Source organism: Micromonospora sp. WMMA2032, from assembly GCF_002688545.1.
Classification (GTDB): Bacteria; Actinomycetota; Actinomycetes; order Mycobacteriales; family Micromonosporaceae; genus Micromonospora; species Micromonospora sediminicola.
This window is the reverse complement of the sequence record NZ_CP024052.1, coordinates 2,829,753-2,846,770: the sequence shown is the minus strand read 5'-3', so window position 1 is coordinate 2,846,770 and position 17,018 is coordinate 2,829,753. Positions and strand designations below refer to the sequence as shown.

Sequence of the window (17,018 nt, the reverse complement as noted above, 5' to 3'; positions counted from 1 at the left end):
TTCGCGGTGGGCGCCCTCGTCCGTGGGTACGCGTTGACCGCCCGCCGCGCCGCCGCGCCGCCGCGCAGAATCGCCGTGCCGAAACCCCCGTCGGTCACGAGAAGAGGCGCCCGTGCGGCACCGTCACCTCTGCACCCTCGCGCTCGCCCTGGGCGTCACGGTCCTGCTGGACGTGCTTCGGGTCTGGCTCCCGTCGGTCATCACGCTCTTCGGCCGCGCCGCCGAGACGCCCGCCGAGCTGCTCGGCGCGTTCGCGCTCGGCTGGTTCGTGCTCGCGCTGGCCGCGCCCGGCCTGGTACGCCGGCTCGGCGTCCGCCCGGTCGGCCTCGCGGCGGCCGGCGTGCTGGCCGCCGTACGCCTGCTCCTGACCGCCGGTCCCGGTGGCACGGCCCAGCTCTGGCTGGCGTGCGCCGGGCTGCTCGCCGGCCTGGTCTGGCTCGCCGCGGCCGCCGCGCTCGTCGACCGGCCGGTCGCCGGGCTGGCGCTCGGCCTGGCCGGCAACGCGGTCGGGCACGCCCTGCTCGGCACCGAGGACCTGGTCTGGCGCGGTGGTGTGCTCGGGTGGAGCCTGAGCGTCCCGCTGGTGCTGGCGTTCCTCGCCGCGGCCGGGCTCTCCGCGACACGACGGCCGGCGACGCCGTCCGCCGGGCGGCGGGCCTGGTTGCTCTGCGGTCCGGCGCTGTTGCTGGCCAACCAGATCGCGCTCGCCCCGGCGGTCTGGAGCGCCGCCGCCGGCGCCGGTTCCCCCGACTTCCCCGGCCTCGCCCGTCCCGCCGTCCCCGTGCTGGGCGGGTACGCGGTCCTGCTGTTCCTGGCGGCCGTGCTGCTCCGGATGCCGGCCCGACTCGCCCGGGTGCTCTGGCCGGTCGCGCTGGTCGCGGGCGCGGTGCTGTTCGCGACCGGGCGGTTGGTCCCGGCGTACCTGCTCACCGCCGCCGGGCTCGGCGGTTGCCTGGCGCTGACCGACTCGACGACCGACGACGCGGTGGCCGGCGCCGACCCGGACGGACGGGCGGCGGCGCGGCGCGGTCGGGCCGCCGTCGTCGGAATGCTGGTCTTCGCGGTGGCCACGGTGGCCTACTACGCCGCCTACGACCTCGGGTACCCCAACGAGTGGGTGCCGGTCGCCGCGGCCGTCCTGGTCGCTCTGGTGGCGTTCACCGGGCCACCGTGGTCCGCCCCGACCCTGCCCGATCCGGCGCGGACCTGGCTCCTCCTCGGCCTGACGGCGTCGGCCGGGCTCGCCGCCCACCTGCACGCCCCGCCGTCGGACCCCCGGCCGGGCGGCCCGCCGGGGACGGTGCGGGTCACCGCCTACAACATCCGGATGGGCTTCGGCATCGACGGCCGGCTGGACCTCGACGCGGTCGCCGGACAGCTGCGCGGGGCGGACGTGGTGCTGCTCAGCGAGGTGGACCGGGGCTGGTGGCTCAACGGCGGGCACGACACGGTGGCGCTGCTGGCCGGTCGGCTGGGGATGCCGTACGTCTTCGCGCCCGCCGCCGACCCGGTGTGGGGCGACGCGGTGCTCACCCGATTCCCGCTGCGCTCCGGCCGGACCCGGCCGTTGACCGCGCACGGCGCGCCGACCGGGGCGCAGGCGCTCGGCGTGACGCTCGACCTCGGCGGGCGCGAGCTGGCCGTGGTCGCCACCCACCTGCAACCGCCGCCCGGCCGGGATCCGGTGGAACAGGCCCGCGAGGTGGCCGCGTTCGCCGGCGAATACGCGGCCGGCCGGCCGCTGGTGCTCGGCGGCGACCTCAACACCGAGCCGGACGATCCGGCGTTCGCCGAGTTCACCCGGGCCGGTCTGGTGGACGCGCTGGCCGCCGCCCGGCCGCTGCGGACGAGCCCCGCCGACGACCCGCGTACCCAGATCGACCACGTCCTCGTCTCGCCGGGCCTGACCGCCGCCGAGGTGCGCGCGCCGCGTACCGAGGCCAGCGACCACCTCCCGGTGACGCTCACCGTCGCGTTCCCGTGAACCCGGCCCGCCTACAGGCGGTCGGCGAGCACCAGTCGGTCGCCGGCGAAGGGGAGGAGCCAGCCGCCCCCCTTGGCGGTGGTGAAGTCGTCGGCGCGGCCGGTGAGCCGTTCCAGCGCGCCCGGGATCACCTTGCCCTGGCTGCACACCGCGACCGGCTCGCCGGCGGCGGCCAGCGCGGTCAGCCGCGCGGCGGCGGCGAGCGCGCACTCCTCGGCCTGCTGGCCCGGCGCCGGCTCGTCCAGGTCGCCGCAGACCTCGATCGGCAGGTCCAGGTGGGTCGCCGCCGGGTCCAGGGTCTGCACGCAGCGGCGGGCCGACGCGGAGAGCAGGCGCACCGGGCGGACCAGGGACACCAGCGGGACCAGCGCCCGCGCCTGCGCCCGCCCCTCGGCGTCCAGCGGGCGGCCGGTGTCCGGGCCGGTCCACGTGCCCCGCTTGCCGGCGTGCGCGTGCCGGACCAGCAGCAGCGTGGCGGTGACCGGCGGCAGCGCCGCGAACGCGGCGATCACCTCGGCGTCGTGCGGATAGCTGACCCGGCGGGCGGCGTCGTCCACCGCGTACCAGGCCACCTCGTCGACCTCGGTGCCGGGCTGGAAGCCGCCGGCGCCGACGGCCCGCATCGACCACCAGTCGACCGCCTTGGGTCGGCCCTCGCTGCGGTAGCGGACCGTGGGCAGGCGGACCTGCGGCACGGCCCGCACGTCGGTCTCCTCGGCCACCTCCCGCACGGCGGCGACCAGCGGGTGCTCGCCGGCGTCCAGCTTGCCCTTGGGCAGTGACCAGTCGCCGTAGCGGGGACGGTGCACCAGGCAGATCTCGACGCCGGTGGGACCCGGACGCCAGACGACGCCACCCGCCGCCCGGATCCGCACCGGTTCGTCGTCGCTCATCCGCTCACCGTATGCCCGCCCGTCGCCCGGCACGGCCCGCTCAGTCCGCCCGACCGCCGACCCGGCGCAACAGCAGGTCCTGCAGGTGGGTCAGCGGCGCGTCGTCGGTGCCGGTACGCCGGTGCCAGCTGCCGTCCGCGGCCAGCTCGAACGCGTCCACGTCGCTGTCGAACGCGGTGGCCAGGACGTGGTCCAGCTCGGCCCGGGCCACCGGGTCGCTCACCTGCACCAGCGCCTCCACCCGGCGGTCCAGGTTGCGGTGCATCAGGTCGGCCGAACCCATCCAGAACTCCGCGTCGCCGTTGTTGCCGAACCGGAAGACGCGCGAGTGCTCCAGGAACCGGCCGAGGATCGAGCGGACCCGGATGTTCTCCGACAGCCCGGGCACGCCCGGGCGCAGCGTGCACATGCCCCGGATCAGCAGGTCGACGTGGACGCCCGCCCGCGACGCCCGGTAGAGCGCGTCGGTGATCTCCTCGTCGACCAGGGAGTTCACCTTGAACTGCACCAGCCCCGGCATGCCGAGCCGGACGTGCTCGATCTCCCGGTCGATCCGCTCGATCAGGCCGCTGCGGATGCCCTGCGGGGCGACCAGCAGCCGGCGGAAGGCGGTCTGCCGGCTGTAGCCGGTGAGCACGTTGAACAGGTCGGTCAGGTCGGCGCCGATCTCCGGATCGGCGGTGAGCATGCCGAAGTCCTCGTAGAGCCGGGCGGTCTTCGGGTGGTAGTTGCCGGTGCCGATGTGGCAGTAGCGCCGGATCTGGTTGCCCTCCTGGCGCACCACCAGCGCGGTCTTGCAGTGCGTCTTGAGCCCCACCAGGCCGTAGACCACATGGCAGCCGGCCCGCTCCAGGGTGCGGGCCCAGCCGATGTTGGCCACCTCGTCGAAGCGCGCCTTCAGCTCCACCAGCACCACCACCTGCTTGCCGGCGGCGGCCGCGTCGACCAGCGCGTCGACGATCGGGGAGTCGCCGCTGGTGCGGTAGAGCGTCTGCTTGATGGCGAGCACGTTCGGGTCGGCCGCGGCCTGCTCCACGAAGCGCTGCACGCTGGTCGCGAACGAGTGGTAGGGGTGGTGCACCAGCACGTCGCCGTCGCGCAACGTGGCGAACACGCTGCGCGGCACCTCACCCTCGGCCAGGCGCGGGTGGGTGGCCGGCACGAACGGCGGGTCCTTGAGGTCGGGTCGGTCGGCCTCGCCGTAGACCTGCCACAGGGCGGACAGGTCGAGCAGCCCCCGGACCCGCAGCACGTCGTGTCCGTCCATGTCCAGCTCGCGGACGAGCAGCTCCAGCATGTGGTCGGAGATGGAGGCGGCCACCTCCAGCCGCACCGGCGGGCCGAACCGGCGCCGGGCCAGCTCCCGCTCGAGCGCCTGGAGCAGGTCCTCGTCGCGGTCCTCGTCGACCTCCACCTCGGCGTTGCGGGTGACCCGGAACAGGTGGCACTCGACCACCTGCATGCCGGAGAAGAGCTGGCCGAGGTGGACGGAGATGAGGTCCTCCACCGGCAGGAAACGCACCCCGGGCCGGTCCTTGGCCACCCGGACGAACCGGGGGACGTTGTTCGGCACCTTGACCCGGGCGAACAGCTCCGAACCGCCGTCCGGGTCGCGGACCGAGACGGCCAGGTTCAGCGACCGGCCGGAGATGTAGGGGAACGGGTGCGCCGGGTCGACCGCGAGCGGCGTGAGCACCGGGAAGATGTGCTCGCGGAACCAGGTGCGCAGCCGCTCCCGCTCGGCGTCGTCGAGGTCGCTCCACCGCAGGACCCGGATGTCCTCCTCGGCGAGCCGGGGCAGCACGTCGTCGACGAAGCAGGCGGCGTGCCGGGCGACCAGGTCGGCGGTCCGCTCGGTGATCAGTTCGAGCTGGGTGCGCAGCGGCAGCCGGTCACCGCCGCGCACCGGCAGGCCGGCGGAGAGCCGGCGCTTGAGCCCGGCCACCCGGACCATGAAGAACTCGTCCAGGTTGCTGGCGAAGATCGCCAGGAACTTCGCGCGCTCCAGCAGCGGCGTGCGGGGGTCCTCGGCGAGCGCCAGCACCCGGGCGTTGAAGTCGAGCCAGGACAGCTCGCGGTTGAGGAAGCGGTCCTCCGGCAGCGGCTGCGCGGTCGGCGGGCCGGCGTCCGGGTCGGCGCCGTCGGCCGGGCCGGGTCCCTCCACCGGGTCGAGCGGCTCGTCCAGGCCGGTGGCGCCGGCCGCGTCCGGGTCGGCGCCCAGGCGCTCCTCGGGCGGCCGGGTCTGCCGGAACCGCCCGTCGGGTCCGCGCGTGGGGCGGCCGTTGCGGGGCGTGCCGGGGTCGAGGAGGGGCGGCGGGTCGGAGTGCTCGCGAGGGGTGCTCACCACCTCATGATTCCCTGACGAGGGTGAACAGAAAATGAACTCCGGCCAGGTTGTTCACGCCATGGTCGGCAAGGTCACGCGGACCACCTCGCCGGCCGCGTCGCGTTCCACGCGCACCCGCTGGCCGAGCCGCAGCAGCCGGAGCCCGGACGCGTCGAACGCGCGGGCCGGGAAGGCCAGCTCGGTGCCGTCGTCGAGCAGCAGCACCCCGCTGCGGGTCGACGCGTCGTAGGTGGCCACCGTGCCCTGCATGCCAGCACCGTACCGGACCGCACCGGCGACCCGGGCCAGCAGCGCCCCGGTGCGGGGGCCCACGCCCAGCCCGGCGGCGGCGGCCAGGTCGGGCGGGGTGTCCACGTCCCGGCGCAGGCTGGGCCAGTCGCCGGCCAGCGGTAGCGCGCCGCCGGCGGCGTGCGCGGCGGCCGAGCCGGGGCCGAAGCGGGGGGCCAGCGGCAGCCCGGCCGGCGCGGCGAGCAGCACGGTGCCCCCGCCCGGGGCGTCGGCCACGAACCCGCGTACCCCCTCGGTGGCGCGCAGCGCCGCGGCCAGCTCGGCCGGGCGCAGCGCCGGCAGGTCGGCGGTGAGGGCGGCCACCGCCTCCCCGGGCCCGGCGAGGGCCGCGCCGTGCCGGAAGGCCGCGTTGAGCCCGCCGCCCGGGTCGGCAACGACCCGGGTGCCCGCGGCGGTCGCCGCCGCGCCCGCCCGGGGGTCGTCGGTGACCACCAGCACCCGGGCGACCGCCGGGCACGCCCGCACCGCGCGCAGCGTGTCGGCCGCCAGGGCCAGCGCCAGTTCCTCGTGGGGTACGCCGGGCAGCGCGCCCCGCAACCGGCTCTTCGCGGCGCCGAGGCGCTTCACCGGCATCACCACGGTCCAGCTCGGCTCAGGCACGCCGACCATCCTGCCAGCGCCGGTGGCGGTACCCGCACTGGCCGGACCGGGGGCGAGCAGGCATGATTCTCTCCCGGGGCGCGTGGGGCGGAACGAGGAGGCACTGTGGCACCGCGGAGGCTGGGATTCTGGCAACGGTTCGCCGTGGTGCTGGTGAAGCCGGTGTTGACGGTGTGGACCAGGCGCACCTGGCGGGGGATGGAACACCTGCGCCGCGACGGCGGCATCATCATCGTGCCCAACCACATCTCGCACGCCGACCCGCTGGTCTCCGCGCACTTCATCTACGACGCCGGGCGCTGGCCGCAGTTCCTGGGCAAGGCCAGCGTCTTCCGGGTCCCGGTGATCGGCTGGATCCTGCACCGGTGCAGGCAGATCCCGGTCGAGCGGGGCAGCGTCGAGGCGGTCAAGTCGCTGGACAAGCTGGTCGCCGCGCTGGACGAGGGAGGCGCCGTGGTGATCTACCCGGAGGGCACCACGACCCGGGAGCCGCAGCTGTGGCCGATGAAGGGCAAGACCGGCGCGGCCCGGCTGGCGTTGGCCACCGGCGCCCCGGTGATCCCGGTGGCGATGGTCGGCCCGGAGCGGATGTTCGACCCCCGGACGGCGCGGATCGGGCTGCGCCCGCGCACCCCGGTGACGGTGGTGGCCGGGCCGCCGGTCGACCTGAGCCGGTGGGCGGACGCCACGCCGACCCGGGCGATCCTGGAGGAGATGACGGACACGATCATGCTGCGGATCCGTGACCTGGTCGCCGAGATCCGCGGTGGCACCCCGCCACCGCTCTGGCAGCGGCCGGCCCGCACCGGCACCCGGGAGGTCTCCGAATGAGCGGGCACGTCGCGGTCCTCGGCGCCGGGTCCTGGGGAACCGCGTTCGCCAAGATCCTCGCCGACGCCGGGCGGGACGTCACCGTCCTGGCCCGCCGCGCCGCCGTGGCCGAGGCGATCCGGACCGGACGGCACAACCCGGACTACCTGCCGGACGTGCGCCTGCCCGAGCGGGTCACCGCCACCGGCGACGCCGCCGAGGCGATCGAGGGCGCCGAGGTGGTGGTGCTCTCGGTGCCGTCGCAGACGCTGCGCGGAAACCTGGCCGACTGGACGCCCCACCTGGCCCCCGACGCCACGCTGGTGTCCCTGATGAAGGGCATCGAGCTGGGCACCACGAAGCGGATGAGCCAGGTGATCACCGAGACGGCCGGGGTGCCGGCCGACCGGGTGGTGGTCGTCTCCGGGCCCAACCTGGCCCCGGAGATCGCCGCCGAGCAGCCGGCCGCCACCGTGGTCGCCGGCACCGACAGCCGCCGGACGGCGCTGGTGCAGGCCTCGATCCGGACGCCCTACTTCCGCCCGTACACCAACGACGACGTGATCGGCTGCGAGCTGGGTGGGGCGGTGAAGAACGTGATCGCGCTGGCGTACGGGATCGCCACCGCGATGGGCTTCGGCGACAACACCCGGGCCATGCTGATGACCCGTGGCCTGGCCGAGACCGCCCGGCTGGGCGTGGCGCTCGGCGCCGACCCGATCACCTTCGCCGGCCTGGCCGGCATGGGCGACCTGGTCGCCTCCTGCTCGTCCCCGCTGGCCCGCAACCGCACCTTCGGCGAGCACCTGGGCCGGGGCGAGACGCTGGAGCAGGCGCAGGCGGCCACCCGGCAGACCGCCGAGGGTGTGAAGAGCTGCCTGGCCATCCGCGACCTGGCCCGGGCGCACGGGGTGGAGATGCCGATCACCGAGCAGATCGAGCGGATCTGTCACGAGGGGATGGACCCCCGCCTCGCCGTGGACGCGCTGATGAGCCGGACCGCCAAGCCGGAGTCGTACGAGTGAGCGGAGCGGGCATGACGTCGCCGCACTGGGGAGACGGCACGCGCAGCGTGCACGCCGGCCTGCCGGACGCCGTACCCGGGCAGCCGTTCCTGCCCGGTCCGGTGTTCGCCGCGCCGTACCACCTCGACCCGTCGCGCGGCCCGTCGGCCGCCCGGGACGGGTACGGGCGGCCGGACAACCCCACCCGGCGGCTGCTGGAGACGGCGATCGGCGAGTTGGAGGGCGGCGACTGCCTGGTCTTCGCCAGCGGGCAGGCGGCCATCACCGGGCTGCTGCTGACCGTGCTGCGCCCAGGGGACACCGTGGCGCTGCCGGCCGACGGCTACTTCTCGGTGCGGGCGTTCGCCACCGACACCCTGGAGCAGCTCGGGGTGCGGGTGGTGCTCGTGCCGACCGCCGGGCCGTACCCGTCGTTCGACGGTGTCCGGCTGGTCCTGCTGGAAACCCCGGCGAACCCCGGCCTCGACGTCGCCGACGTGCGGGCGGTGGCCGCCGCCGCGCGTGCCGCCGGGGCGCTGGTGGCGGTGGACAACACCACCGCCACGCCGCTCGGGCAGCGTCCGCTGGACCTCGGCGCGGACGTGGTGGTCGCCTCCGGCACCAAGGCGCTGACCGGCCACTCCGACCTGCTGCTGGGCTACCTGGCGACGCGCGACGCCGGGCTGCGGGACGCGGCGACCACCTGGCGCAACGCCACCGGCGGGGTGCCGGGCGCGTTCGACTGCTGGTTGGCCCACCGCTCGCTGGCCACCGTCGACCTGCGACTGGCCCGGCAGAGCGCCAACGCCGAGGCGCTCGTCGGGCTGCTCGCCGGCCGGGCGGACGTCACCGGCCTGCGCTGGCCCGGGCGGCCGGAGGACCCGGCGTACCCGGTCGCGTCGGCGCAGATGCGGCGCATCCCCGGGGTGCTCTCGTTCGACCTCGGCGACGCCGACCGGGTGGCCCGGTTCCTCGACGCGTCCCGCCTGGTGGCCGCCGCCACCTCGTTCGGCGGGGTGCACACCACGGCCGACCGGCGGGCCCAGTGGGGCGACGACACGGCGCCGGGCTTCGTCCGGTTCTCCTGCGGCATCGAGGACAGCGCCGACCTGGTCGCCGACGTGGCCTCGGCCCTGGACGCCGCGGGCTGACGGCACACCGGCCGCTGGGCTATCGTGACGGCAGCCACGGCCCGTGCGGCCCCGACCCGAGGAGGTGAGTCCGATCCACCAGCAGAGGACCGGCGCTCCCTCCGAGTCCGTGTCGCCCCCGGGCTGAGGCGACGCCGGGGGCGCCGACGAGCGTTCCCCGAAAGGCTTGCCATGGCACCCACCGTGTTCACTCCCGACCGTCCCGCCCTCGTCCGCCGGCTGCGTGCCGCCGGTTGCGTCTTCGCCGAGGACGAGGCGGACCTGTTGATCGCCGCCGCCGATTCGGCCGACGCGCTGACCCGCCTGGTCGACCGCCGTGTCGCCGGTCTGCCGTTGGAGCACCTGCTCGGCTGGGCCGAGTTCTGCGGCCGGCGGGTCGCCGTGCACCCGGGCGTCTTCGTGCCCCGGGCGCGTACCGCGCTGCTGGTCGACGCCGCGGCGTCGGTGGCCGGGCCGACCCCGGCCGTGCTCGACCTGTGTTGCGGCTCCGGCGCCGCCGCGCTGGTGCTGCACGACCGGTTGTCCCCGCGCTGGCTGGCCGCCGCCGACATCGACCCGGTCGCGGTGGCCTGCGCACGACGCAACCTCGACCCGCTGGGGGTGCCGGTCTACCAGGGCGACCTGTTCGACCCGGTGCCCGTCGGCTGGCGCGGCCGGCTGGACCTGGTGGTGGCGAACGCTCCCTACGTGCCGAGCGGTGCGGTGGCCATGCTGCCGGCCGAGGCCCGGTTGCACGAGGCGCCGGTGGCGCTGGACGGTGGCGCGGACGGGCTCGCGGTGCTGCGTCGGGTGGCCGCCGGGGCGGCCGAGTGGCTGGCGCCGGGCGGACACGTCGCGGTCGAGGTGAGCGCCGGGCAGGCGCCGGTGCTCTGCGCGGTGTTCGCCGCCGCCGGCCTCGACCCGACCGTGGTGCGGGACGAGGAGTGGGAGGCGACCGCGGTGACCGCCCGCCGTCCCGGCTGACACGCGTGGCGGGTGGGCCCGCCGAGAACTAACCTCAGGTCAGGCTCGGCGGGAGGCGGTGGCGGGTGGGCAGCGCAGGGGTGCCGGTGGTGGTGGGGCTGGACAACGGCGGCACGAGCAACAACGCCACCGTGCTGACCGTCGACGGCCGGTTCCTGGTGGACGGGCTGCTGGAGATCCCCAGCGAGGTCGGCGCCGGCCCGGAGGCGGCGGTCGAGGCGCTCGCCCGGGCGTTCGACGGCGTGCTGGCGCACACCGGGGCGCCCCGGGAGGCGGTGCGCGCGGTCGGGCTGGACACGCCCGGCCCGGCCAGCGCCACCGGGGTGATCTCCTCGCGTGGCTCGACCAACTTCTCCCAGCCGGCCTGGCGGGGCTTCGACGTGCGCGGCGCGCTGGAACGGCGGCTCGGCCTGCCGGTGGTCTACGCCAACGACGGCAATGCCGCCGCGCTCTACGCCCACCACGTGCACTTCGGCGCGGACGCGGCGGCCCGGTCGTCGGTGTCCGCCATCGTCGGCACCGGTCTCGGCGGGGGCGTGGTGGAGAGCGGCCGGGTGGTGGGCGGCGCGGCCGGCATGGCGGGGGAGTTCGGGCACGTGCACATCCCGCTGGACGGGCTGGTCGAGCCGGACCAGCCCGCGCCGGTCTGCGCCTGCGGCTTCACCGGCGACGCCGAGAGCCTCGCCTCGCTCACCGCCATCCGGCGCAACCTGCTGCCCTACTGGCTGGCCCGCTATCCGGGGCACCCGCTGGCCGCCGAGGAGCCGGCCCGGGCGGCGAAGCTGGTCCGCGGCTACGGCGAGCGGGGCGACCCGATGGCCCGTCAGGTGTTCGGCCAGCAGGCGGCGGCGTTGGGACGGCTGTTCACCATCGCGGCCAACTTCACCGACCCGCACGCGTACTTCGTCGGTGGCGGCGTGGTGGAGGCCGCGCCGGAGTTCCGGGACTGGTTCCTCGCCACCGTCGCCGGGCACACGGTGCTCCGCGACGAGCAGCGCGCGGTGGCCACCTTCGCGCTGGTGCCGGACCGGGACATGGCCGGCGCCCGCGGGGTGGCCATCGCGGCGCTGGAGGCGGTCCGCGGCGCCACCGCGCCACTCGCGCGGGGCGGGGCCCCCGCCTGACGTCTTCGGCAGAGCGGGGGCCCCTGCTCGACGCGTCCGGCGCGTGCGGTCAGGCGCGCGGCGGCGCGGCGGTGAAGGCGGCCCAGGCGGCCGGCGGGAAGACCAGCACCGGGCCGGCCGGGTCCTTGGAGTCGCGGACCGCGACCGCCTCGGGCAGCGGGGCCATCTCCACGCACGCGCCCTCGTCGCCGCTGTGGCTGCTCTTGCGCCAGCCGACCGGCGTCGGGTGGGGGCGGTTCGTGCCGTTCATGCGGTCACCTCTCGTTCAGCAGATTGAGGAGCTGGTCCCGACTGGCCGCCGGGCTCAGCGCCACGGTCCGCAGGTGCTCCATGATCTTGGTGCAGGTACGCAGGTCGCCCGGCCGGTCGAGGACCATCTGCCCGGCGACCGTCTCCACCGAGGCGATGATCGGGTCCTCGGGGTCGGCGAACTCCAGGATGTGCAGCGATCCCCGGGTGCCCCGGTGGTAGCCGGCGGCGAGGGGGATGACCTGCACGGTGATGTTGGGCAGCTCGGCCATCTTCAGCAGGTGCTGGAGCTGGCCGGCCATCACCGAACGGTCACCGACGGGGCGCAGCAGCGCGCCCTCGTCGATGATGGCGTCGAGGATCGGCGGGTCCTGCCCGGAGATCCGCTGCTGGCGGTCCAGCCGTAGCTGGACGCGCTGCTCCACCTGCTCGTCGCTGAGCGTGTGCGGTCCGCCGCGCATGACGCCACGGATGTAGTCGGCGGTCTGGAGCAGCCCGGGCACCACCGACGGTTCGAAGTTCGCGATGCCGGTGGCCTCGGCCTCCAGCGCGATGAAGTCGATGGTGCGCCGGTCCAGCAGGTAGGAGTAGGACACCCACCAGCCCGGCTTGCGCGCGTCCTTGGCCAGTTGGACCGCCGCCGCGATCTCGTCGGGGCCCACGCCGTAGCTGGTCAGCAACGCGCGCACGGTGGCCGGGTTGATCAGCGTCTGCGCGTTCTCGTAGCGGGACAGGGTGCTCCGGGTGCTGTTGATCTCGTCGGCCGCGGTCTCCAGGGTCAGGCCGGCGGCCTCCCGGTGGGTTCGCAGGGCGATGCCGAGCCGTCGGGCCCGGGCGGTCTTCGGCGCCATGCATCGATGGTCGCACATCGAGTGGGAAAACGGGCGTGAGAGAAAGTCGATGAGAGTTGCATTCACGCGTGTCCACCTGTCAATCTGTGACGGCGTCCTCACCGCCGGTTGTCGTGGCGACGGTGGTGGTGAGCGACCGGAGGGGATGGGGCGCGCGGCGATCGGGTTTTTCTCCCCCACGACCCGATCGCCGCGTGCCCGTACCGGTCCACCAGACGGGGAGGAATCTCGCGATGACGGTGACGGCCTGCCACTCCGGGAACGGGGGTGGCCGGGAATGACCCGGTTCCTCGTGGTCCTCACCGACGTGCGCCCGGGCGACGGCGCCGAGCGCGACGAGCGGACCAGCCCCGAGCGGCGCCGGCAGGTCGTCGGCGCGAGCAGCCGGGAGGCGGCCGACCGGATCGCCGGCGCCTTCATGGCGCTGGGCATGGTGCGGGCCGGCCGGCAACGGGTCAAGGTCATCGCGGTCGGTCGCCGACCCCGGCACCCGGCCTTCTGAGCCATACCGGGCCCGACCTCGCGGACGCGGCGGCGAGGGCGGGGAGCCGGGCGGCCGGCGGCAGGTCCCGCCGCCGGCCGCCCGGGCTCGACCCCGACACGCCGCACCGTTACTCCCCGTATATGTCACCTTGACCGGTTGCCATGCTGCTCCGCGTCTCCCCGGGTATCGGCCACCCCCGCCGACGACGCACAGTAAGGTCAACCGGGTGAGCGCCACCGGCGAGCACGGCCAGCCGCAGTCGCGAACGATGAGGTGACCATGACCACCCCAGGCAAGACCCGTGTGGCGATCGTCTTCGGCGGCCGCAGCCCCGAGCACGGCATCTCCTGCGTCAGCGCCGGCAGCGTGCTCGGCGCGCTCGACCCCGACGAGTTCGAGGTCGTCCCGGTCGGCATCACCCGACAGGGCCAGTGGGTGCTCGCCAGCGGCGACCCGAGCGGGCTCGCGATCGCCGACCGCAAGCTGCCGGAGATCACCGCCGGCTCCGGCGCCGAGCTGGTGCTGCGCGCCGACCCGGCCGTCGGCGGCCTGATGGTGCTCGACCCGGCCCAGGGCCCGGTGGCGCTGGCCGACGTGGACGTGGTCTTCCCGGTCCTGCACGGCGCGTACGGGGAGGACGGCACCATCCAGGGGATGCTGGAGATGGCCGACATCCCCTACGTCGGAGCCAACGTGTTCGCCTCCGCGGCGGCCATGGACAAGGAGTTCACCAAGAAGCTCTGCGCGGCCGAGGGCATCCCGGTCGGCCCGTACGCGGTGCTGCGCGCCGGCATGTCGCTGAGCGAGGAGGACAAGGAGCGCCTCGGGCTGCCCGTCTTCGTCAAGCCGTCGCGGGCCGGCTCCTCGTTCGGCATCACCAAGGTCGACGACTGGGCCCAGCTGGACGCCGCGCTCGCCACCGCGCGCGAGATCGACAGCAAGGTGCTGGTCGAGGGCGCCGTGGTCGGGCGCGAGATCGAGTGCGGCGTGCTGGAGGGCGAGGCCGGCGGCGCGCCGGAGGCCTCCGTGCTCGCCGAGGTGCGGATGATCGGCGACCGCGACTGGTACGACTTCGAGGCCAAGTACATCTTCGCCGACGAGGTCTGCGAGTACGACGTCCCGGCGAACCTGCCCGAGACGGTGACCCGGCAGGTGCGCGACTACGCCACCCGCGCGTTCACCGCGCTGGACTGCTCCGGCCTGGCCCGGGTCGACTTCTTCGTCACCCCGCAGCTGGACGTCTACCTCAACGAGATCAACACGATGCCGGGCTTCACCCCGACCTCGATGTTCCCGCGCATGTGGGCGGCCAGCGGGCTGGAGTATCCGAAGCTGGTCAACCGCCTGATCCGGACCGCCCTGCACCGGGGCGCCGGCCGCTGAGCGGCCGGCGCGGACGTCACGCGGAGCAGCCCGAGGGCGCCGTCTTCGCCGAGGGCACCGCGCTGACGATCGCGTCGGAGATCGGCGTCACCCACTGCAACGGCTGCTCGTAGGTCCTCGGCACCCGGACCCGCACCGGGGTCTCCCGGTCGACCGTGGTCAGCACCGTGGCGTCGGCCTCCTGCACCGGGTGCCAGCAGACCTTGTTCACCGTCCACACCTCGTCCGTGGGCTGCACCAGCGGGGCGCTCCCGCCGCAGGACACGGTCAGGGCCGGGTCGCCGTACGCGGCGTTCTGCTCCGGGCCTGCGGTGACCGGGCGCTGCCGCAGGTCACGCACGCTGTCCGGCAGCTGCGACACCAGCGCGCGGCAGAGCACCGCCGGGCGCTCGGCCAGGGCCGGGGCCGGCAGCTCGACCGGTGCGCTCGACTGCGCCCGGGGGCTGGCCGACGCGCTCGGCGCGGCGTCGGGGGAGTCCGGGGCGAGCTTGGCGAACGTGAACCCGGCCACGGCCAGCGTCACCGGCACCGCGATCAGTGTCGCCCAGAGCGCGGCGCGCCGGGTGGAGCCGTCCGCGCGCGGGGAGCTGTCCTTCTCTTCCACTTACAGCCGCACCACCGAACACGTGAGGGTGCGGGTGATGCCGGGCACCATCTGCACCTTGCTGACGATGAGTTTGCCGAGCTCGTCGACGGTGTTCGCCTCGGTGAGCACGACCACGTCGTACGGCCCGGTGACGGCGTCGACCCGTACCACGCCGGCAAGGTCCCCGATCAGACCGGCCACGTCACGCGCCCGGCCGACCTCCGTCTGGATGAGGATGTACGCCTGTACCACGACTCGACCTCCGTCCGTCGCCGCCTGGGGCGGCCCGAAGGGTGAAACTACCGTACTGAGCGGCCGTGATCCCTATCGGTCGCCGGGCGGACGCGGTGAGCGAGCACACGTGGGCGCGGGGAGGGGTCGGGACGTGCGGGACGGCGGAGCGGGACGAGGGGACGGCATGACGGTCGCGGGTGTCGGGGAGTTCGGGCTGATCGACCGGGTGACCGCCCGGCTGTCGTACGGGGAGAGCTGCCTGCTCGGCCCCGGCGACGACGCCGCGGTGGTGGCGGCGCCGGACCGGCGGGTGGTCGCCTCCACCGACGTGCTGGTCGAGGGACGGCACTTCCGGCGGGACTGGTCCGGGGCGCGGGACGTGGGACACCGGGCGGCGGCGGCCAACCTGGCCGACATCGCCGCCATGGGCGCCACCCCGACCGCCCTGCTGGTGGCCCTGTGCATGCCGACCGAGCTGGACCCGGCCTGGGCCGAGGAACTGGCCGACGGGCTGGGCGCGGAGGCGGCGCTGGTCGGCGCGAGCGTGGTCGGTGGGGACATGTCGGCCAGCCCGACGCTGACCGTCGCGGTGACCGCGCTCGGCGACCTGGCCGGGCGGGCCCCGGTGGTCCGGTCGGGCGCCCGTCCGGGCGACGTGGTGGCGCTCGCCGGGCGCACCGGCTGGGCGGCGGCCGGCTACACGGTCCTGTCCCGGGGCTTCCGGACGCCCCGCCTGCTGGTCGAGGCGTTCCGCCGCCCCGAGGTGCCCTACGCGGCGGGGCCGGCGGCCGCCGCGGCCGGTGCGACCGCCATGATCGACGTGTCGGACGGGCTGCTCGCCGACCTCGGCCACGTGGCGGCGGCCAGCGGGGTGGCGATCGACCTGACCCGGGACGCGTTCGAGGTGCCCCGGCAGATGCGCGACGCGGCGCAGGCGCTCGGCGTGGACCCGTACTCGTGGATCCTGGCCGGCGGGGACGACCACGCGCTGGCGGCCACGTTCCCGGACGGGGTCGCGCTGCCCGACGGCTGGCGTCCGGTGGGGCGGGTGGGCGACGGCGCCGGGGTCACCGTCGACGGCGCCGAGCCCGAGGGACCGCGTGGCTGGGACCACTTCCGCTGAGCCGGCACGACCGACGGAGTGATCTGCGTCCGACCCCGGCCGCCGGGGCGGGGCGGGGGTCGGGCCCGGTCGTAGCCTGGGCATCGTGAGCGAGATCGAGATCCGGGAACGGCGCTTCGACGCGCCCGAGTCACAGGCGTTGATCCGGGCGGCGCTGGCCGACCTCGGGCAGCGGTACGGCGGCAGTGGCGACGAGACGCCCGTCGACGCGGCCGAGTTCACCCCGCCGGCCGGCGCCTTCCTGGTCGCCTACCTGGACGGGCGGCCGGTGGGCTGCGGCGGCTGGCGCAGTCACGGCGAGGACGGCGACACGGCGGAGCTGAAGCGGATGTACACCGCGCCGGCCGCCCGCGGGCGGGGCGTGGCCCGCTCGGTGCTCGCCGCCGTCGAGCGGTCCGCCCGCGACCACGGCCGCAAGCGGATCGTGCTGGAGTGCGGCGACAGGCAGCCCGAGGCGATCGCCATGTACACCTCGGCCGGCTACGAGCCGATCCCGAACTTCGGCTTCTACAAGGACGAGCCCGGCTGCCTGTCGTTCGGCCGTACCCTCTGAGCGCCGGTCACCGCCGCCGGCCCGCGCGGGCCGGCGGGCACGACAGAAGCCGGCGGACCCGATGGGTCCGCCGGCGACCGACGATGTTCCGGTGGCGCTGCCGCGTCAGGCGCGGGTGACCTTGCCGGCCTTGATGCACGAGGTGCAGACCTGCAACTTCTTGGTGGTGCCGCCACCGGCCGGGGTCCGCACCGACTGGATGTTCGGGTTCCAGCGGCGGTTGGTCCGCCGGTGCGAGTGGGACACGTTGTGGCCGAAGCCCGGTCCCTTGCCACAGACGTCGCACACGCTAGCCACGGGATACTCCTGGGATTGAAACGTTCATGAAGTCGCCGCCAGGCGCTGCCCGGGCAACCTGGTCAGGTTACCCGATGACGGCCGGGCATGCCCA

18 protein-coding genes and 1 pseudogene are annotated in these 17,018 nt (G+C 75.2%); 10 read left to right on the top strand and 9 right to left on the bottom strand.

The features are described 5' to 3' along the window. The first annotated feature begins 112 nt into the window (after positions 1-112). A complete protein-coding gene (locus tag CO540_RS12560; RefSeq protein ID WP_099162178.1) occupies positions 113-1,984 on the top strand; it encodes an endonuclease/exonuclease/phosphatase family protein in 1,872 nt (623 codons plus the stop codon). 11 nt (positions 1,985-1,995) lie between these two features. Here the strand turns inward: CO540_RS12560 and CO540_RS12555 are convergent, their stop codons facing one another. The 4 genes and pseudogenes from CO540_RS12555 to cofC form a co-directional block, all read right to left on the bottom strand. Then, complete coding sequence (locus tag CO540_RS12555; RefSeq protein WP_172967837.1) at positions 1,996-2,877, bottom strand: NUDIX hydrolase; 882 nt, start codon at positions 2,875-2,877, stop codon at positions 1,996-1,998. A gap of 40 nt (positions 2,878-2,917) precedes the next feature. Continuing rightward, positions 2,918-5,221 (bottom strand): RNA degradosome polyphosphate kinase, encoded by a 2,304-nt coding sequence (locus CO540_RS12550; RefSeq protein ID WP_172967836.1) that lies wholly within the window; start codon positions 5,219-5,221, stop codon positions 2,918-2,920. Positions 5,222-5,275: 54 nt separating this feature from the next. Then, positions 5,276-5,473 carry a cold-shock protein gene (locus tag CO540_RS30910; RefSeq protein WP_174528381.1) on the bottom strand — a complete coding sequence of 66 codons (198 nt, stop codon included), beginning with the start codon at positions 5,471-5,473 and terminating at the stop codon, positions 5,276-5,278. Positions 5,474-5,497: 24 nt separating this feature from the next. Then, positions 5,498-6,121, bottom strand: a pseudogene (cofC, locus tag CO540_RS30905) (2-phospho-L-lactate guanylyltransferase); the annotation flags it as partial. A 96-nt stretch (positions 6,122-6,217) separates the two neighbouring features. Between cofC and CO540_RS12540 the strand changes: the two are divergent. The 5 genes from CO540_RS12540 (at position 6,218) to CO540_RS12520 (ending at position 11,164) form a co-directional block, all read left to right on the top strand. After that, positions 6,218-6,943, top strand: a complete 726-nt coding sequence (locus CO540_RS12540; protein WP_099162174.1) for a 1-acyl-sn-glycerol-3-phosphate acyltransferase — start codon at positions 6,218-6,220, stop codon at positions 6,941-6,943. Beyond that, complete coding sequence (locus CO540_RS12535; protein ID WP_091580459.1) at positions 6,940-7,947, top strand: NAD(P)H-dependent glycerol-3-phosphate dehydrogenase; 1,008 nt, start codon at positions 6,940-6,942, stop codon at positions 7,945-7,947. Before CO540_RS12540 ends, CO540_RS12535 begins: the two co-directional genes overlap by 4 nt. An 11-nt stretch (positions 7,948-7,958) precedes the next feature. Further along, the gene (locus CO540_RS12530) at positions 7,959-9,077 is read left to right on the top strand and encodes a cystathionine gamma-lyase (protein ID WP_099162173.1); all 1,119 of its coding nucleotides are present in this window, start codon (positions 7,959-7,961) and stop codon (positions 9,075-9,077) included. A 171-nt stretch (positions 9,078-9,248) separates the two neighbouring features. Then, complete coding sequence (locus CO540_RS12525; protein ID WP_099162172.1) at positions 9,249-10,040, top strand: putative protein N(5)-glutamine methyltransferase; 792 nt, start codon at positions 9,249-9,251, stop codon at positions 10,038-10,040. Positions 10,041-10,105: 65 nt separating this feature from the next. Continuing rightward, on the top strand, positions 10,106-11,164 hold the full coding sequence (locus tag CO540_RS12520) for an ROK family protein (protein WP_099162171.1): 1,059 nt from the start codon (positions 10,106-10,108) through the stop codon (positions 11,162-11,164). A gap of 49 nt (positions 11,165-11,213) precedes the next feature. Here CO540_RS12520 and CO540_RS12515 read toward each other — a convergent pair whose 3' ends face one another. Together CO540_RS12515 and CO540_RS12510 are read right to left on the bottom strand one after the other, a co-directional pair. After that, a complete protein-coding gene (locus tag CO540_RS12515; protein WP_099162170.1) occupies positions 11,214-11,414 on the bottom strand; it encodes a DUF397 domain-containing protein in 201 nt (66 codons plus the stop codon). A gap of 4 nt (positions 11,415-11,418) precedes the next feature. After that, complete coding sequence (locus CO540_RS12510) at positions 11,419-12,264, bottom strand: helix-turn-helix transcriptional regulator (protein WP_098743355.1); 846 nt, start codon at positions 12,262-12,264, stop codon at positions 11,419-11,421. 277 nt (positions 12,265-12,541) lie between these two features. On the opposite strand from CO540_RS12510, the gene CO540_RS12505 reads away from it, so the two are divergent. Together CO540_RS12505 and CO540_RS12500 are read left to right on the top strand one after the other, a co-directional pair. Beyond that, on the top strand, positions 12,542-12,766 hold the full coding sequence (locus tag CO540_RS12505) for a hypothetical protein (protein ID WP_091580438.1): 225 nt from the start codon (positions 12,542-12,544) through the stop codon (positions 12,764-12,766). 261 nt (positions 12,767-13,027) lie between these two features. Beyond that, complete coding sequence (locus tag CO540_RS12500; RefSeq protein WP_099164733.1) at positions 13,028-14,131, top strand: D-alanine--D-alanine ligase family protein; 1,104 nt, start codon at positions 13,028-13,030, stop codon at positions 14,129-14,131. A 16-nt stretch (positions 14,132-14,147) separates the two neighbouring features. On the opposite strand, the gene CO540_RS12495 is transcribed toward CO540_RS12500, so the two are convergent. Continuing rightward, positions 14,148-14,735, bottom strand: coding sequence for a DUF3515 family protein (locus CO540_RS12495; protein ID WP_099162169.1), 588 nt, complete (start codon positions 14,733-14,735; stop codon positions 14,148-14,150). Then, on the bottom strand, positions 14,736-14,969 hold the full coding sequence (locus tag CO540_RS12490; RefSeq protein ID WP_007075177.1) for an Lrp/AsnC ligand binding domain-containing protein: 234 nt from the start codon (positions 14,967-14,969) through the stop codon (positions 14,736-14,738). It lies immediately after the preceding gene. Between the two features lie 166 nt (positions 14,970-15,135). On the opposite strand from CO540_RS12490, the gene CO540_RS12485 reads away from it, so the two are divergent. Together CO540_RS12485 and CO540_RS12480 are read left to right on the top strand one after the other, a co-directional pair. Then, positions 15,136-16,074, top strand: coding sequence for a thiamine-phosphate kinase (locus tag CO540_RS12485; RefSeq protein WP_099162168.1), 939 nt, complete (start codon positions 15,136-15,138; stop codon positions 16,072-16,074). 85 nt (positions 16,075-16,159) lie between these two features. Then, positions 16,160-16,627: a GNAT family N-acetyltransferase gene (locus tag CO540_RS12480; protein WP_099162167.1), complete on the top strand. Its 468-nt coding sequence runs from the start codon at positions 16,160-16,162 to the stop codon at positions 16,625-16,627. A gap of 105 nt (positions 16,628-16,732) precedes the next feature. Here CO540_RS12480 and rpmB read toward each other — a convergent pair whose 3' ends face one another. Beyond that, positions 16,733-16,924: a 50S ribosomal protein L28 gene (gene rpmB / locus CO540_RS12475; RefSeq protein ID WP_013284551.1), complete on the bottom strand. Its 192-nt coding sequence runs from the start codon at positions 16,922-16,924 to the stop codon at positions 16,733-16,735. Positions 16,925-17,018: the final 94 nt, after the last annotated feature.

Excerpts from the sequence above, each read along its gene's own strand:
- CO540_RS12535 (WP_091580459.1), top strand. The coding sequence starts at position 6,940 with ATGAGCGGGCACGTCGCGGTCCTCGGCGCCGGGTCCTGGGGAACCGCG.
- CO540_RS12555 (WP_172967837.1), bottom strand. The coding sequence starts at position 2,877 with ATGAGCGACGACGAACCGGTGCGGATCCGGGCGGCGGGTGGCGTCGTC.
- CO540_RS12530 (WP_099162173.1), top strand. The coding sequence starts at position 7,959 with ATGACGTCGCCGCACTGGGGAGACGGCACGCGCAGCGTGCACGCCGGC.
- CO540_RS12505 (WP_091580438.1), top strand. The coding sequence starts at position 12,542 with ATGACCCGGTTCCTCGTGGTCCTCACCGACGTGCGCCCGGGCGACGGC.
- CO540_RS12500 (WP_099164733.1), top strand. The coding sequence starts at position 13,028 with ATGACCACCCCAGGCAAGACCCGTGTGGCGATCGTCTTCGGCGGCCGC.
- CO540_RS12485 (WP_099162168.1), top strand. The coding sequence starts at position 15,136 with ATGACGGTCGCGGGTGTCGGGGAGTTCGGGCTGATCGACCGGGTGACC.
- CO540_RS12525 (WP_099162172.1), top strand. The coding sequence starts at position 9,249 with ATGGCACCCACCGTGTTCACTCCCGACCGTCCCGCCCTCGTCCGCCGG.
- CO540_RS12515 (WP_099162170.1), bottom strand. The coding sequence starts at position 11,414 with ATGAACGGCACGAACCGCCCCCACCCGACGCCGGTCGGCTGGCGCAAG.
- CO540_RS12510 (WP_098743355.1), bottom strand. The coding sequence starts at position 12,264 with ATGGCGCCGAAGACCGCCCGGGCCCGACGGCTCGGCATCGCCCTGCGA.
- CO540_RS30910 (WP_174528381.1), bottom strand. The coding sequence starts at position 5,473 with ATGCAGGGCACGGTGGCCACCTACGACGCGTCGACCCGCAGCGGGGTG.